Here is an 18,343-nt window from a genome sequence, read left to right as displayed (position 1 = left end):
AAATGCTATTATGGCCATGGTGGCTATGGTCAATTATTGCTGCCGGCTACCGGCGATCAGTCCCAAAACAATTTGTAATAATCTAAAATGTTAGGATTTAGTCCTGGATATTTATTCCTGCCTGCCTGCAATTAACTCAGTAAATACTTAAACTAAAATCTATGCTCACAAACCTTACTCAACATCACTCTTCCTGGCAAATGCCTCAGATGCTTAAGCAGCATACTGTCTTCGTGAAGGTGTAATCCTTTACAAAATCAATTTTTATATCCATTAATCAAATTATCCATTAATTATGCGATACTTATGGCTGTGCTTTGTAGTTTTTTCAGCAATTACTACAAATGCACTTACTTGCTTAGCTAAAGATAATAGGGGAGAGAGCAGCAAAATCAACTATATTGTGTTTAACAATGACACCACAGTTCGTCGCGATACAACTGTAAAAGACTCGTTGTTAAAGGATAGTGCCAACTTTATAAAAAAGCGTACTATTTATAACGTTTTTGCAGATAGCGTTACTAAAAAACCTTTTGAATTATCCTTATTTCCGGCAGTTTCATTACAACAACTTTTAAAAGGGAAATTCGCCGGGCTATATGTTCAGGAGCCTTCGGGCGAGCCCGGTTCTGTACAAAACATGTTTATCAGGGGCGCGCCAATGCCCTTGTTGTCGCAAAGGGAAGTTTATCAATCACAGCCGCTTGTGGTACTTGATGGTATTCCGATAATAACCGAACACCCGTTTGCATTTGATATTCAGCAATATGAGTTTAACAGGCCCGGCCCTGCTACTAACATATTTGCCGGTATTGATATGAACAATATTGCGTCGATAGAAGTACTGAAGGATTTGGCGGCTACTGCGGTTTATGGCCCAAGGGCTGTAAACGGAGTAATTGTTTTATCTTCAAAAACGCCTGGCGCCTCAAGAAGCATCACTTTCGATTCGTATATCGGATTGGCGCAACGGCCGCAGGTAACAACCATAAACGGTAAGTACGAAAACGCTTTCAGACAAAGGTTTTACGACCAGTATACTACCAACGGCCGATATTCTGATGATGAAAATTACCCTATTTATTTAAGCGATTCGCTTAACAATGTATATAGCGGAAAAGCCGACTGGAGCGATCTTTACTACCGTAACGCTTTAGTTTATGGTATCAACTTCGGCATTTCGGGAGGTACAAACCGGGCGAATTTTCGCTTTTCTTTAGGCGATATGAAAAATGAAGGGGTTGCTGACGGAACAGCGCTAAATCGGTATAGCGCCATGTTTAACATCAATATGAAACCCGTAAAGTGGCTGTTGTTTTCAACTATGGTAAATGCTAACAGGTTGGACCGTACCCGTAATAAAAATTTACGCGACAGGTTTGCGCAGATCAATTACTTCCCGGACCTGAGCGCCCCCCTACCACCCAATAAAGATTATTATGCCAACTATCTTAAAGAGTATCAAAAAGGCTTTGACAATAACAAAACCAACATTATTGACGGGTACGCAAGGATTGGCGTTGAATTTGGAAAATTCAATTTCAGTACCACTTTTGGTGTAGATTATAATGAAGGTTATCGTGATGTGTTTTATGCCCGTACACTTTTACAGGGTAATAGCTATGCATCAAACTATTTTGGCTTTAACCAAAGATTAATGTTGGATAATAAAGCAACATATTCTTTTAACCTAAACAAAGTAAATGATTTTCAACTGGAGGTAGGGCAATCAACCCAATGGAACATTTATAAATACAGCAATGCGTATGCATATAAAGGTGTAAACGATTTTATCAAAATAAACCTGTTAAACTCCGATCCCAACGATCCTAATTATTTAACTCCCGTTGCTTTTCCACGTGAATTAACCTACCGCTTTTTGGATAAAACCAGGGACAACCTGGTATCGTTTTATGGCAAAGTAGATTACACACTAAAAGAAAAGTACCTGTTATCAGTTACGTTACGCGCTGATGGTTCTTCAAATGCTCAGCCAACAAGCCGTTGGTTTTATTCGCCTGTAGTTTCTGCCGCATGGAATATTAAAAAAGAAATGCTGAAGGATAACAGCACTATTAATGACCTTTTATTGCGTGTTAGCGCAGGTCGGTTAGGGCGATTGAATGCATATGATAATTATGCACAGGGCCCGCAGTATACTGCATCGGTAGGCTATACCGGCAACTTAACCGTACCTGGTTACAATGCATTTGGTGTATTAACCAGGCCATACTCCACCGGGTGGATTGGCTACGGCATCCCATGGTCGTATTCAGATCAGCTTAATCTTGGCGTAGATGCCGGTTTACTTAACAACCGTTTACACTTATCTGTTGATTGGTACAATAAAGAAGAAAAGAATCAGCTCATTGGCATGCCTGCCTTTGCCGAATACGGTTATAAGCAATCTATAGAAAGTGGGATGGCTGTAAATAACAGCGGTATAGATGTTTCGATAGCAGCCAATATAATCAATCATAAAAACTTTGGCTGGTCATCATCTTTAAACCTTAACCACAATACCAATAAATTAAAAGCGCTCCCACGGGGCTTAAATGAAATTATAATTGGTGACAAGCTTTTAAAGGTGGGCCAGCCGGTTGATCAATACTGGCTTTTAGTGAACGATGGTATTTATACTTCAAATGACCAGGTACCGGTGGTTAACGGGCAACCCACTAAGTATAACGGAATTCCATTGCAGGCCGGCGATCCTAAATGGCGCGATTTGAATGGCGATAATGCTATTGATAACAACGACAAAATATTAACAGGCCATTCGTTGCCCAAAATATCGGGTGGTTTTGATAATAATTTCAGATACGGTAACTGGAGCTTAAACCTCAATTTTTATTTCAACCTGGGCAGAAACCTGATTAACCAGGAAATGGCCAACCGGTTTGATTTTATTAACAGGGAAGGCAATAGCGATGTTAACTCTGTTAAAGAGATCACTTATTGGGAAAAACGCGGAGATTACAGTAAGTACCCTTTGTATAATCCATGGAGCACGGTAATTCCGTACCGTGTTGATCAGAATTTATTTCTTGAAAATGCTTCATTCCTGAAATTGAGGACGGTGTTAGTTGGGTACGACCTTACCAAAACACTGCGCAAAAAAAGCATAAACGTAACCCGGTTTTATGTGTATGCATCAGTAAATAATGTATTTACAATCACTCCTTACACCGGCCAGGACCCCGAGCTGGTAAACTATAACGGGTATGATACAGGCTACGGACTGCCAATACCAAGAACGTACACATTAGGAGTGAAAATGGAATTATAACATGGAAAAACGAATTACAAAAATGAAAAAGATATTATATATCACGCTTCTGTTTTTTGTGGCCTTAACCGGTTGTAATAAAACATTGGATATAAATTCTGTAAGGGTGGTTGCCGAAGTGAATATGTGGAATAAGTTGGAAGATACCCGTGCCGGCTTGCTTGGAGTTTACGCGCTTACCCGTGCCGCATTAGCTGATAACGACAGCCATTGGTTGTATGGAGATGTTCGGACAGGCGAGTTTATCAGCCCAAACAGGCCCGATCTTAAGGCCATTGCCGGTAATAAACTAAATGCATCCTACCCAACCGTGGACGCTTTATCCGATTGGACCAGGTTTTATGCCATCGTGAATGCAGCCAATATTTTCCTGGAACGCGTTGGCGATGTAAAAGCGGCAGATAAGCGCTATACAGAAAACAATATGATTGTTGATGTTGCCCAGGCCCGTTTCCTCAGAGCCTTCGCTTACTTCTACATGGTTAGGATATGGGGCGATGTACCGTTTATTATCACATCTCACGATGGCAAGTTTGAAAACAAAGCCCGTGAAAATCAAGGTAAGATATTAGTTTGGGCTCAGCAGGAAATGCTAACAGCCGCAGCCGATTTACCATTTATTTATAGTGGCGGCGATGTTCAGCAACCCGGTAACTATTACAATGAGGATGGAACCAGGTGGGGTGGTGCTTTAGCAACAAAAAATACGGCTTATGCTGTTTTGGCTCATTTGGCGGCCTGGCAAGGCAATTATACCGATGTTGCCACCTATACCAAATTTGTTGAAGATAACTATGGCAAAAGTGGCATAGGCTTCCAGAATACCGAAGACCTGACCAAATCAAACGGATTCTTTTTTAATAAAAACACCAGTCAGATGTTTGGTTTCAACTCCGATTGGGGGCATATTGATGGATCTGGAACTGGCCATATAGAGGAGTTGACCCTGGCCGAACCTGTTTTAAATAAAAAGGTTCCTGATATCTATATGCCTAAGGACACCATTTTAAAAATATTTAATCAGCCAAATGACGAACGCTTTAGCGTTGATACACTTGGGCTGCCACGGTCCGAAAGATATTTTACCAATATAAATGGTAAGTACCCCATTTTCAGTAAGATAAAAGTTATACAGGGAGGTACCACCGACCCTACTTTCAGGTATTTCACCAGTGCGTTGATTTTTACCAGGCTTGAAGATATTGTTTTGTTACGTGCCGAAGCATTAGCTGTTTTAGGTGATCAAAACGGTGCTATAGGCGAGTTGATAAACGTAATGACAAGGCGTGGGATAACCACTATAACCATCAATAGCGGCGAGTTGGTTGACTTGATATTTGAAGAGCGGCATCGCGAATTACTGGGCGAGGGGCAACGATGGTACGATTTGGTAAGGTATAATAAAATCAAGCAAAATAATCCCGCTTTTTTAAACCTTATAAACTCCCAGGGAATTTATTGGCCGATATCCCGTAAGCTTATTTCACAAAACAACTTATTAACTCAAAATCCATTTTGGAAATAATCAGACCATATATGAAAAACTTTGAAAAATATATGAGTGCCTTAAAGCTATCAGTAGTTATGGCACTGTTGCTGTCTGCCTGTAAAAAAGATGGGGGATACCATAGCACCGCAACCAACAGCCCCGTGTTTGCCGGTAATACTTATGAATATTTAAAAAGCAAACCGGGTGTTTACGATTCGCTGATAGCAGTGATTGACAGAATGGGCTTAAAGCAAACCTTAACCGATAGTAATATAACCCTGTTTGCTGTTACAAATCCCAGCTTTCAACTGGCAATCAATAACCTGAATACCTTAAGAAGACAAGGGGATAAAGACCCGCTTTTTCTTTCGAACATTGATGGTGTACAGCTGGATACCATGGCATCGTACTATATTATGAGAGGGAGGCGCACTACCGATTCATTAACCTTACAGGATGGGCTTGATTTGTCAAGCGTGCGGTTTGGTTATCCAATGCATGGTAAAGTTACACGGGCATCCTCATCAGGTTTGGTAGATGGTGGCCCGCAGGTAATTGAATTCAGCAATACCAAAAAGAGCAAATTTATCCGCTTTTGGTCAACAACCACAACAGGATCTAATAACATCATTACCAAAAATGGGGTAGTACATGTGGTAAGTGCCGACCATATTTTCGGGTTTGATGAGTTTGTTCCCCGGCTCACATTTATCCCGCCGCCACCAAACCTAATATCATTAATTGGAGGTAAGCTATCTGTATTAAGAGATAATGATGGTGGACCTGATAATGGCGAAGGATCGAAAAAAGTTATTGACGGAGATGACCATACCAAATTCCTGGCAGAGCTACAAGGCAGGTTATGGATCAAATTTGAGCTGAATACACCGGCAGTATCGGGCGTATACACGCTTACTTCGGCAAACGATGCGCCCGAAAGAGACCCGAGAGCATGGACTTATGAGGGCTCAAATGACGGACAAACCTGGGTTGAACTGGACAGGCGCAGCAATTTCTTTTTTGAAGAACGGTACCAGACAAAAGTTTTCAGCTGCCCCAATACAGTAGCTTATAAATTTTACCGCATTGACATTACCGAACTCAGGGACGGCGGACTTTTCCAGTTAGCTGAATGGTCAATTAATAAGGCTAAATAAGTGATGAAAATTCAAGGAATTAATACAATTAACCATAAACAGATGCGAACATATTTTAAAAAAGAGTTCATTTTCTTCTTGTTTGCTATTGCTGTATTAAGCAGTTGTAAAAAGATATTTAATCTGCCAAATGATAAGGAATATTTAAGCTCAAATGTAAATTACAGCAATAAGATATTTGAACCAATTATTGGGCGCACTACGGTGATAGGAGGCTTTAACGGCGATAATTCAACACAGCCCATAAAGTTTGAAATTGTTAACGCCCGCTTTGGCGATGGCCGGCCGGTAACAGATCTTTTTCAGAAAAAATCAACTTACGTTTGGACAGCCCCTTATAACGGCCTGGAAAAAAGTTTGGCCGAAATTGAAGCCAAAAGAAAATTGCAGGAACATCCATTATTTGAAGTACTCCCATCCGGCGAATTCATTTTATGGGCATCGTCAACCAATGAACTAATTGCTCCGAGGCCGGCAGATAGTACAAATTTTCCGCAGGATACCCGTTTTTTTGATCTGAAGATCACCAACACGGGCGGCCATACCATTATCCGCGATTTCCAGATAAGGCCTTTCCGGGAGCGCCCTTATGAACCATCTGACGATTTTAATATTTACTCAGGCGGCCCGGCCCCGCACCCAAAAACACCTTATAACCCGTTAAGCCGGAATTATATAAGGCCGTTTTTAAATAATGTTATTGGGGCTACTACCGATATACCACTTGAAAGTAACGACGATAAAAAAGACGTGGTGGTCTATATCCGCCCATTTACAGGTGGTACGGGGAATTCGCTCAGGTTTAAATTTTTAAATAAAGACTCGGTAGAGATGAACCCTGCTTTTTTTAATGAAACAGTATGGGATAAGATAGTGCACGGGTTTAACTTTCAAAAAACACTTACATACGCGCAGTATGATGTGGCTTACCCAATTCCTTTAGTTGAAATACCTACTATATATGCTCCCGGGGGTACCCGTGATCATGCCGAATTCAGGTATTCAAGAATTGGTTTTGGTGGTGTTAGGGTAGTGGCAAGTTTCGGGATCGATTTTGCCATATACAGAAAAGGAGACTGGGAAATAGTTTTCCATTTCCGAAAGGATAATCCAAAGTTCGAAAACGAATAATAGCATTTAAAGCCACTGAAATGAGAAAACATATACTATTTTACGTAGTACTAATAGTTTGCATAATCTGCAGTGCAGATATATATGCGCAAACAAAAAATATAACGGTTTCTGGTAAGGTACTTGATAAGCCCGAAAACAAGGTGCTGGTGGGGGTAAATATCGCTATAGATAAAAAGGGAATAGGCCAAACCGATGCCAGTGGAAGGTTTTCCATTACGGTGCCGGTCAACTCTGTAGTTTCATTCTCATTTATTGGGTTTGTTACGCAAAAGTTAAAAGTTGAAGAAAACCAGAAAGACGTTATCATCACATTAAGCGAAGACAAAAAAGGGCTTAATGAAATAGTTATTGTGGGTTATCAAAACCGCAGTAAAGAAACCACTACAGGCGCTTCGGCAATTATTACCAATAAGGATATCGCCGATATCCCGGTATCAAGTTTTGAACAGTTACTGCAAGGTAAGGTTGCCGGCTTAAACATTCAGAACAATACGGGTGCGCCGGGCTTCAGGGGCTCGGTACAGGTGCGCGGCTTATCAACCCTTAGTGTTAGCGGCAGCGGTAACGAATCGTTTTTACAGCCAACATCTCCGCTGTACATTATCGACGGGGTTCCGTTAGATGCCGATAAGGCGGCTGAGTTTGGTTTCCAAACCCAGGGCCCCGGGGTTAGCCCATTGTCTTTGATTCCGGTAGAAGACATCCAGAGTATCCAGATCATGAAAGATGCCCAGGCAACGTCTCTTTATGGTTCAAGAGGTGCCTATGGTGTAATTATCATTACCACCAAACGCGGCAATTCAAAGGTGCCAAGGGTGCGTTATACCACTAACTTTTTTGTTAACGCGCCGCCAAAACTGCGCGAAACATTAGGGGGTAACGATGAGCGCCGTGCAAAAATTCAGCAAATATTATCAAATGCCACAACGGTTGATGAATTAAGAAAAATAGGATTAACAGGCTTCTTGGCCGATAGTTTGAACGCTTATTGGAATAACTCAACCAACTGGCAGTCTATATTTTATGCAACTACCTATAACCAAAGCCATAACCTGGCTTTAGATGGCGGCGATCAGAAATTCAACTACAAGGCAAACGTTGGCTACTACTCAGAAAAAGGGGTAATAAAAAACACCGGATTTGACAGGTATAACCTGAACATGAACATGGAGTTTAAACCAAACGACAAGTTTAGGTTTTTCGGATCCTTATTTGGCTCGGTAGGCAGCCAGGCTAAAGGCGATGGCCTGGGGCTGTTGCAGCAAGGCGTTGCTACAAACGGCCAGGCATCAACGTTATTGCCACCGCCGTCGTTCTACCTGTCGTCAGACGGTGTTACATCGGCGTTGAAAACGCTCAACAGCAACAGTTCAAGAAACATACGGGCCAACGTAGACGGCCGGTACGAGTTTATCCCCGGGCTTGCTTTATCATCAAGCATCAGTTATGATTATACCTCCGATGCCGAATCGACATTTACGCCGGCTGCGGCCAATTCCCAGTTTGCACAGGTATATGATTTTGAGGGGCGAAACTACACCTTGTATAACCGTAACGCCATTACTTATGCTAAAACATTAGGTAGCAACCATAATATATTTGTTAACTTATTTAATGAAATATATAAACAGGGTGGTCAAAGTGGCATCATCAGGCAAGAGCGTACGCCCAACGATCAGCTCCAGGGACCGGTAGGTTACGATTCGTATTACTCGCGTGGAGGTGGTGTGCTTTCAAATTACAAAAATGCCACCATCGCTTCTTTTGCGGGTGCGGTAAGTTATGATTTTCAGCGCAAATACGTTGTTGAGCTTTCATACCGGTTAGATGGCACGTCATCAAACGGATTAGAAAACCCATACTCCAAAAACCCATCGGTGGGCTTAAAATGGAATTATAGTAAAGAAAACTGGTTTAAAGACCTGTCCTGGCTTAATTATGGAGGTATAAGGCTAACCTGGGGCCAAAATATTGTGCCTACCGGTAGCTTGCAAAGTATTTACGGTATCTACAACCTGAATGGTAACTTTAACAATAACCCAACTATTGGTATAAATTATGATTTTATACCCAATCCTACATTAAAACCAACTACCACTACACAATACAATTTAGGATTTGATATCGGGCTGTTTCAAAGCCGGGTCGATTTAAACTTTGATACCTATTATAAAAAGGTTGATAATTTATTGTTTGATAGGTTTTTATCAAACACTACCGGCTTTAACCGCCGGGTGAGCAATGACGTAGCTATTGCCGATTATGGTTATGAGTTAACACTTACGGTAAGGCCGGTAATTTCAAAAGATTTTAACTGGAGTATCTCGATGAACGGCGCCATCAACCGTGATGTTTTATTAAAGCTACCTGCCGAGTATAATGGTCAGTATATTAAGTTTGATAACAGCCCTTATTTGCAGCACATTGTTTTCAGGGTAGGTCAAAATACGCTGTCAAACTATTTACACATCAACCAGGGTGTATATGCAACAGATGCCGATGTACCTGTAAACCCTGCAACCGGAAAAAAATACTCGTCAAACGGGGTGCCGTTTAAAGCAGGCGACCCTATTTTTAAAGATGTTAACGGCGATTATATATTAGATGACAGAGATTATGAAATAACCGGTAATTCGCAGCCTTTGGTAACCGGCGGTATATCAACAAACATCATCTACAAAAACTTTGGCCTTAATATTTACGCAACATTTACCGCCAAAAGAACTGTTCTGAATAATGCATTAGCCGACCGTTTGGCCATATCCCGTAATCCTTATGATTTATTGGCTGTTGTGCCATTAAGTAATATGGATATCTGGAGGAAGCCCGGCGATCATACGGTTTACCCAAATCCTTATTCGTTTTCCACCTATAACCAGATACAGCCTTTAAGGCCCGATCAAACATTATGGGCCGAGGATGGATCGTATTTTAAAATAAATAACGTAACGCTGTCGTACTCGTTTGATCGCAAACTAATCCGCAAGATTGGTTTTAACAACCTTAGGGTATATTTCTCAACCAATAATCTTACTACGTTTTCAAGCTATAAAGGGCCAAACCCCGAGAACGTAACAACGCTGGGGCGGGATATTTCCAGCGGATACCCTGTACCGCGTACCTATAATATTGGTTTAAACTTAGAACTCAACACAAGTAAATAAAACTTAAAATCATGAAAAAAAGTATTTTATACATTTTAGTAATTACAGGAAGTTTCTGTTTACCTGCCTGTAAAAAGTTTTTGAACATTCAGCCTATTGATAAGTTAACGGGTAACAATTTTTACCGGTCAAAAGAGGATGTTGTTGCCAATATATATGACCTTTCGCGACTGTTTTTCGGGAAGATCAACGAAACTCATTTCATAGGCGCTACCGGCGAATACCGCTCTGGCGAGGTAATGCACGAAGCACAATCAGACCAGGGCCCGGCCCGCGAGTATGTTGAAGTATTGGGCAGAAACGATTTGCTGGGTCTTATCAACGGTAACCCGCCATGGAACTTTTACAATTTTTATAAGATAACCAACTGGACGGGTTATTACCAGGTTGTACAGGGAGCCAATATCCTGATATCGAAACTGGACGAAGGCATACCCGGAGTATCCTCCACCGAGAAAAACCAATTTAAAGGCGAAGCGGCTTTTATACGGTCGCTGGCTTATTTCTTTATGGTACGGCTTTATGGTGATGTGCCTTATTATACCGATGCTTTTCATTCCACTTCGTTACCCCGTGAAAACATGGTTTCGGTTTTAAATAAATGCATTGCCGACCTGAAAATATATAAAGACAACATGCCCTGGACTTATTCGGACCCTGCCCTAAAAGGAGTACGGGCAAGCAGGGGCAGTATCATAGCGCTGATGATGAATATGAATATGTGGAATGCCGGTTTTGATAAGGCAAATGCCACTAAGTATTACCAGGAAACTGTTGACCTGGGGCAGGAGCTTATTAAAAGCAACGCGTACAGGTTATTGCCAATTGCAGAGTGGGCCACGGTTATTAAAGGACGATCGGACGAAAGCCTGTTTGAATTTTATCGAAGCGTTAACTATGGTGATGCAAACTTAAATATAGCGCCCATTGGAGATATGTTTTTGCATTATCCCTACAAACGACCAGAGTATACACACAGGATAAGCTTTGCTTATTTCCGCGGAGAATATATGCAAAAACTATATCCCGGAACAGCAGATAAACGGGCTACCATATGGTTTAATGAAGACATATATGCCGATAACGGAAAGTTTATGATGTTAAAATTCGCTCAGAATGCCTTTGCAACAGGCGAAGAAGATAGTAACCCCGATAATACTTTTATGATTTTTAGGTATGCCGGCGAAATTTTACTATGTGCAGAAGCAATGGCCGAACTGGGGCAGGATAATGAAGCCATAGCACTGGTTAACAAGGTTAGGAACAGGGCCGAAGCTTCGCAATATTCCGGCTCTGGTGGCCAGGATCTGAAGGATTTTATCTTTTTAGAAAGATCTCGCGAATTGATGGGCGAAGGGCATCATTATTTCGACCTGGTACGTACCCGCAGGATACTTAGCAGCGAGTGGTCATACAATGTATTAACCTTAGATAAATTTAACAGGGGCGCCTGGACATGGCCTATCAGCAGCGATGCATTAACCAATAACCCTTTCATGACACTAAATGCCTATTGGGTAAACGGTGGTAATTAAAACATAGTTAAAAGAATAATGATAACAATTATGAGAAATATAATTATTGTTTGTGCTGGTTTATTATTGGTACTTACCGGGTGTAAACGGGATGAATACTACAGGGATGGAGGCAAAGCTAATGCCGATTATCCCGGAGACATGTTTCAGTATTTACAGGCAAAAGCGGCCCCGTTTGATACCATTGCGCAAATTGTGAAGTTGGCAGGGCTTGAGAACACTTTTCACCAGACTGATTTTACCTTTTTTGCCCCTGACGATGATGTTATAAAAAGAACTATCGGCAATGCCAAAACTTCGGGCTCGTTAAACCAGTTTCTGTTTGATGTAGGGCGCGATACAGTGAAAAGGTTAGCAGATATCGATTCGTTAATATGGCGTAAATACCTGCAACGCTACATGTTTAAAGGCATCAACCGGCTTAAAGATTACCCGCAGATTGACTTGGATCTTCAGAATCAATACCCCGGCGCATTGTATTATTCATACAGTGGCGACGTATCCAACATCGGGGTTATTTATGGCGATGCAAACAAGGTTAGATACATAGGGCCGCGCAGTCTCATCATCAGCTATGTGCTTGATATAAACAATGCCGAAAACGCGGTTTTCCGAACATACATATCGTCATCAGATATTAAACCAAAAAATGGGGTGGTGCATACGTTGCAGTATAACGGGGCATACTTTGGGTTCGATAGAAACGATTTCTTCACTGATGTTTATAATACAGGGCTTCATTCATCCAATTAAAATATTTGCGTTGATGTTTGATCAATAACGAATTGACATATGAAAAAAATCAGATACATAATAATATTTGCCATGGCAGCCTTAGTTATACAAAGCTGCAAGAAGACTAAGGAGACCTTTGAAGCCCCCTATGGCGATGGCAAGCCACCGTTGGGCGTTTCCCTTAGCCGCGATGCGTTACCCAGCCCAACATCGGGCGCAGTAGGTGCCGAAATTACTTTTAAAGCAACCGGATTGCTGCCTTATAAGGATAAACTGAAATTTATGTTTAACGGCGAGGAAGGGCAAATTACCGAGGTTACGGCAGCGGGCATTAAAGTAAAAGTTCCGCCGTTTGGAAGCAGTGGTATCACTTCTATAGCTATAGATGATCAGCTGGTGTTGGGGCCGTTGTTTAAGGTAAACGGACTTATTAACATCGATCCTTCCTTCAGGGCTACGTTGGGTGCAAACAATTTTGTGAGTCAGATATTTCCATTGGCCGATGGCAGAAATCTGGTAATAGGCCGGTTTACCAATTATGATAACAAGGGAATCATTACCCCGCTTAACCGGATTGTAAGAACATCATCCGATGGCGAGTTTGACCGTACCTTCAGGACGGGTAAGGCTGCCAACGGAGCTTTAGCCAGGGTTATGCAGATAAACTCGAAGTTTATTATTGCGGGCGGCTTTAGCGGATATAATCAACGGACAGATAATATTAGTAACATAACAAGTTTGGGCGTCGACGGCAGTGTTGATACTATAGGTTTAAAAGTATACCGGAGGCCTACACAAAAAGATACCTCGAGGGATACCACCAAGTATTTTCCAAAATTTAATGGCGGTACAAACGAGTTTATAAACAGGGTGTATAACCATCAAAATAAGATACTGGCAACCGGAAACTTCAGGTACTATGTACACCGCACCTATAAAAAACCCAATCACGACTTTACAAAAGATACGGTAATTGTGGATAGTACCGAGATAAGGCAAGTGCTGCGCTTTAACCTGGATGGCTCATTAGATAAAACGTTCCGTTTTAATGTGGCTGCCAATAAAGGCCTGCCGGCGGCAAACGGCCCCATAGATTCATATATGCATACAGATGCCGCACTGGCAGAGAAACTTGTGGTTTTTGGAAGCTTTACAACGTTTGACCAAACCCCGGCAGGGCGTGTTGTAAGGTTAAATGCCGATGGTGGAATCGATAACACATTTAAAGCAGGCTTGGGGGCCGATAACAGCATCTCATCATTAACCTATAACACCGTTACAAAAAAATATCTCATTACCGGGGTGTTCAGAACATATAACGGTAAACCTGTAATAAGTATGGCATTACTAAACCAGGACGGTAGCCTTGATGAGTCATTTGCGCCAAAAGTATTTGAGGGCGGCTACCCGGCCTTTGCAAGGCAGCTGGATGACGGCTTAATAGTAGTTAGCGGCGGTTTTAAAAAATATAATAAGGTAACGCGCAACGGATTCATGGTACTTAACTCCAAAGGCGACCTTGCAGGTAATTATAACACTACTGGTCCGTTTTCGGGTGGTCTGTCAGATATAATTGAAACAAAATCAGCCGATGGAAAAAGGGCGTTATACCTGATAGGTGGGTTCGACAGGTTTGATAACCAGCCGGTAAATAACATTATACGGGTAACCATTGAATAAATTAAAAAAGAAATTATAACTATAAAAAGATGGGGCAGAAGAAAAAATACCAGGGAATAGTGTTTGGAATAATGTGTTCCATACTGGCCATTGCGGTAATATCCTGTAATAAAGATTTTTTAAAGGCGTTGCCTGATAAAAATTATAGCGATACCACCAGCGTATCATACGGCCAACGCAAAGTATTGTATTTGATTGTTGATGGGGCAAGAGGTGCATCTGTAAACAGTGCTAATGTGCCTAATATTAAAGCCTTATTGCCAAATTCCATTTACAGCTGGGTAGCATTAAGCGATCCTGATTCAACCAGGGATGTTAGCAATTGGGCCAACATGTTAACTGGGGTAAAAAAAGAAAAGCACCTGGTTTTAAACGATAATTTAACCGGGGCGAATTTGGCCAACTACCCGGTTGTGCTTCAAAGAATAAAGGACGAAAAACCTACCGCCAAAATGGTAGCGTTTTCGTCTTCTGCAATCTTTAAAAATAATTTCACCAAAGGGACTGCGGTAAGCGAGTTATTTGATACAGATGAGCAGATTAAAACAGCTGTTGTAAACAATATCAACACCGATACCGCAAGCCTGATTTTGGGGCATTTTAATGATATAGACGAGGCAGGGGCCAAATACGGTTATGATAACTCGGCACCCCAATATAAGGCTGCTATTGAAAAGTTTGATGGCTATGTAGGTACTATAATGGATGCACTCAAAAAACGGAAGAATTATCAGAATGAAGAATGGCTGGTAGTTATAGCATCAAGCGGTGGTGGCAAGTTTACCATACCGGCAAATCAAAACGACAACACGGTTTTTAGCAACACAGCGGCAAATACCTTTACTATCTATTACAGTTCAAGGTACAAGCAACGCGTAATTGGAAAACCGTTTACCGGAAACCGTTATTTAGGTAAAACAGTGAGGTTGTACGGCGAATCGGTAAGGGCAGAAATTGATACGGCAGATGTGTTTAATCTTGGTGATACTACCAAATTTACAATTGAGCTAAAGGTTAAAAAAAATGAGGATAAGTTTTTTTGGCCAAGCATATTGGGTAAAAGACACGAGTGGTCAAGTGGGCACCCAAGTGTAGGCTGGGTTATTTACCTGGAAGACGCCTATTGGTATTTTGAAATGAGAGGTACAAAAGATGGTGATTACAGGCAATGCAGGGGAGCTGATTTGCAGAAAGGCAGATGGCATAACCTATCTGTTAAATGCGAGATCCGTGCAGGTAAACGCTTTATCAGAACGTATACCGACGGTAATTTTAATAACGAAATGGAAATTACGGGGTCGGGAAGCCTTGATAATAATGACCCGTTGAAATTGGGCTTTTTAAATGGTAACGGGCATGGTACACCAAATGTATATGTAAGCGATATCAGGTTTTTTAAAGTGGATGTACCAGATGCCGTAATTGGCAATTACGCTTGCGAAACGTCTATTTCAGAAGGACACCCTTATTACAGTTTTCTTGCGGCCTACTGGCCAGGAACCGATGGACAGGGCGACAAATTGAAAGATGTTGGCCCGCAGGCCCGTGATTTTCAATTAAAGGGAGATTATAAGTGGGAAGATTTTAACGACCTGATATGCCCGCCGCCGGCCGAAGCACTTGCAGTATTTGTGCCGCAAACAACAGATATACCTGCACAAATAATAAACTGGTTCAGGATTCCTAACAGGCAAAGCTGGGGCCTTGATGGCAGAGTTTGGTTAGATCAGTAAAATTAATACACAATAAATTAATTGATGATGAAAAATTATATATACAGTATACTGCTTGGGATAACCCTTGTAACTGTTTCTTGTAAGCATAATAACCTTGACGACGTAGGTTTAATTAAAAATAATGCCGTAAGTATTTCTGGTGATGGTGTTGTTGTTGCGGGGGTAACAAAGGATAACGAAACAGTAAAAGTTCCGTTTAAAATATCGCTGTCTGCGGCGGCAACTAAAGCGTTCCAGGTAGGTATCACCCTTAATAGCGATACCGTTAATCAATTAATAGCTAATGGCACTTTAAAAAATACGGTAGTACTACCTAACGGCGCTATTGATTATCCAAGTGTAATTAATGTATCCTATGGTGCCGATACCGCTACAGGAGTTGCAACAGTAAGGCTTACAACACTTGAGGCTAATTATGGTAAAGACGTAGCATTTGCTTTTAAACTTACCGATCCCGGAAAAGGCAACGTGGTTAAAGCGTCTAAATCAAATATCATGGTTGTGCTTAATACCAAACAGCTGATAGCCGAAAAAGATATCCATTACCTGTCAATTGTAAATGGTGGCACAATTATGAGTGTTGATTATAAGAAGAATTACACTACTTCTCCTGCCGGCATTACTATACCATTAATTGTCAACCTGTCTGGTCAGGCTGGTACTGCATTTAATGTACACGTAAAGCTAAATACAGATACCATTAACAAGCTTGTGAGCAGCAAAGTATTACCGGCTAATGCCATCAACTTAAGCCCGGCCAATTTTACTATAGATACTTTAATCCGGGTAAATTCCAATTCAAATACGGCTCAAATACGTTTACAGATAGGGTGGCCGGTTTTTGATGCCAATATTGTTGCAAACAAAAAATTTGCATTTGCAATAAGCCTAAGCGCACCAACAAGGCATATTTTACACCCAACAAGCAGCAAAATAATTGTTTTGGTGGAGCCCACGGTTAATCTCGACAACAATTCATACATAACCGGCAATGGCACCGGCCTAAAAGCCGAATATTTTTCGAACAATCAGCAACTCGATTTTGATGGCAGGGCACCATCCCTGGTAAGGATAGACGAAACTATTGATTTTGGCGGCGATTGGTTACCCTCATCCATTGTTAGCAACGATAATTATTCATCCAGATGGACCGGTGAGTTTTTAGCCCCGGTTCGTGGCGAGTATATTTTTTATCAAACACGTTGGGACGACGGTGCCAGGTTGTTTATTGACGGTAAAGCGGTTATCGACGATTTTACCACCCAGTGGGATCTGCCAAGCAGATTTGCCAAAGTGACTCTCGAACGTGGAAAGCGATACAAGATAGAAGCAGACCATCGTGAAAATGTTGGCGGCCAACAGGCCAGGCTTGAATATGAAGTGCCGTCGGCAGGCATCAACGGAAGGCGAATTGTACCCAAAAGCCAATTATTTCCGGCACAATAATCATTTATAACGATTAATAAAAAGGCAAATGAAAAAGTTATTTAGCATAATATCAGCACTTATACTCATAGTAATGATGTCGGTAGGATGTAAAAAGGATAAACCGGTAGATACTACCGTAGTTGAAGAACCTGTGCCATTAACAGGTTTTACGGCGGCGAAGGCCGATAGTGTTGATTTTTTGAAATATCAGTTTACCAACACCTCAACCAATTACAAAGAGTTATTATGGCAATTTGGAGATGACAGCACTTCTGTAGAAAAGTCGCCGCTGCACAAATATGCATTTGAGGGCATATACCACGTAGTACTTACATCAAGAAACTCGCAGGGGCTTTCGTCGAGCCGGGAAATAATATTGAATGTAGCCGATCCTAATTTTGACAGAACAAAGGTTGGTGAAAGCTATTTTGCTACTATTGGCGGTACGTTTACTGTTTCGCGCGATAACGGAGGTGGTCCTAATTCAAACGAGGGCTCTTTAAAAGTGGTTGACGGCGATCCGAATTCAAAGTTTTTCCAATCGGGTTTTTCCGGCGACCTGGTGATGAAGTATGAGCTTAAAACTCCTGCCCTTGCAGGAGCGTACACTTTGGTAAGCGGTAATGATTCGCCCGATCGGGATCCTAAAACGTGGATATTACAGGGCTCCGAAGATGGGATAAAGTGGATAAACTTACATTCGCGCACAGGCGAGTTGTTTTCTGGCCGTGCCCAGCGTAAATTATATCATTTCAATAACAATGTACCCTACAAATTTTACAGGTTAAGCATTAAGGCAAATAACGGCAGTCGCGATTTTCAAATGGCCGAATGGACAGTAAATAAAAAGCAACCCTAATCCATAATATTTATGGGCACGTTTTAGGGACGCTGAACTTATGATTGCATTAAGCTAAATAAAGTATAGATCGCGATTTAAAAAACGGAGAATGTTTTGAGTTGCAAGACATTAAAAAGTGTCACTCCGTTTGCAGG

At 41.5% G+C, this 18,343-nt stretch carries 11 protein-coding genes; all 11 read left to right on the top strand.

Translation table 11 applies throughout. The annotated features are described in order from the left end of the window. Nucleotides 1–403: 403 nt before the first annotated feature. From AC1DU2_RS05950 to AC1DU2_RS05900, 11 genes are read left to right on the top strand one after another with little or no spacing between them, the layout of a single operon-like run. Complete coding sequence (locus AC1DU2_RS05950) at nucleotides 404–3,289, top strand: SusC/RagA family TonB-linked outer membrane protein (RefSeq protein ID WP_477383322.1); 2,886 nt, start codon at nucleotides 404–406, stop codon at nucleotides 3,287–3,289. 22 nt (nucleotides 3,290–3,311) lie between these two features. Further along, nucleotides 3,312–4,814 carry a RagB/SusD family nutrient uptake outer membrane protein gene (locus tag AC1DU2_RS05945; protein WP_477383320.1) on the top strand — a complete coding sequence of 501 codons (1,503 nt, stop codon included), beginning with the start codon at nucleotides 3,312–3,314 and terminating at the stop codon, nucleotides 4,812–4,814. Between the two features lie 11 nt (nucleotides 4,815–4,825). Then, entirely contained in the window at nucleotides 4,826–5,935 is a 1,110-nt protein-coding gene (locus AC1DU2_RS05940) for an ATP/GTP-binding protein (protein ID WP_477383319.1), read from the top strand. Between the two features lie 42 nt (nucleotides 5,936–5,977). After that, the gene (locus tag AC1DU2_RS05935) at nucleotides 5,978–7,066 is read left to right on the top strand and encodes a DUF5007 domain-containing protein (RefSeq protein WP_477383317.1); all 1,089 of its coding nucleotides are present in this window, start codon (nucleotides 5,978–5,980) and stop codon (nucleotides 7,064–7,066) included. A 20-nt stretch (nucleotides 7,067–7,086) separates the two neighbouring features. After that, complete coding sequence (locus tag AC1DU2_RS05930) at nucleotides 7,087–10,233, top strand: SusC/RagA family TonB-linked outer membrane protein (RefSeq protein WP_477383316.1); 3,147 nt, start codon at nucleotides 7,087–7,089, stop codon at nucleotides 10,231–10,233. Between the two features lie 11 nt (nucleotides 10,234–10,244). Continuing rightward, nucleotides 10,245–11,768: a RagB/SusD family nutrient uptake outer membrane protein gene (locus tag AC1DU2_RS05925; RefSeq protein WP_477365082.1), complete on the top strand. Its 1,524-nt coding sequence runs from the start codon at nucleotides 10,245–10,247 to the stop codon at nucleotides 11,766–11,768. A 30-nt stretch (nucleotides 11,769–11,798) separates the two neighbouring features. Further along, complete coding sequence (locus tag AC1DU2_RS05920; RefSeq protein ID WP_477365079.1) at nucleotides 11,799–12,521, top strand: hypothetical protein; 723 nt, start codon at nucleotides 11,799–11,801, stop codon at nucleotides 12,519–12,521. A gap of 39 nt (nucleotides 12,522–12,560) precedes the next feature. Then, nucleotides 12,561–14,183 (top strand): DUF5008 domain-containing protein, encoded by a 1,623-nt coding sequence (locus tag AC1DU2_RS05915; RefSeq protein WP_477383314.1) that lies wholly within the window; start codon nucleotides 12,561–12,563, stop codon nucleotides 14,181–14,183. 29 nt (nucleotides 14,184–14,212) lie between these two features. Next, nucleotides 14,213–15,916: an alkaline phosphatase family protein gene (locus AC1DU2_RS05910; protein WP_477383312.1), complete on the top strand. Its 1,704-nt coding sequence runs from the start codon at nucleotides 14,213–14,215 to the stop codon at nucleotides 15,914–15,916. Nucleotides 15,917–15,940: 24 nt separating this feature from the next. After that, entirely contained in the window at nucleotides 15,941–17,365 is a 1,425-nt protein-coding gene (locus tag AC1DU2_RS05905) for a PA14 domain-containing protein (protein ID WP_477383311.1), read from the top strand. 28 nt (nucleotides 17,366–17,393) lie between these two features. Next, a complete protein-coding gene (locus tag AC1DU2_RS05900; protein WP_477365067.1) occupies nucleotides 17,394–18,206 on the top strand; it encodes a PKD domain-containing protein in 813 nt (270 codons plus the stop codon). Nucleotides 18,207–18,343: the final 137 nt, after the last annotated feature.

The organism is Mucilaginibacter sp. P4_C11 (genome assembly GCF_056402115.1).
The sequence above is the reverse complement of the archived record's forward strand: the minus strand, read 5'-3'. Positions and strand labels throughout refer to the sequence as shown.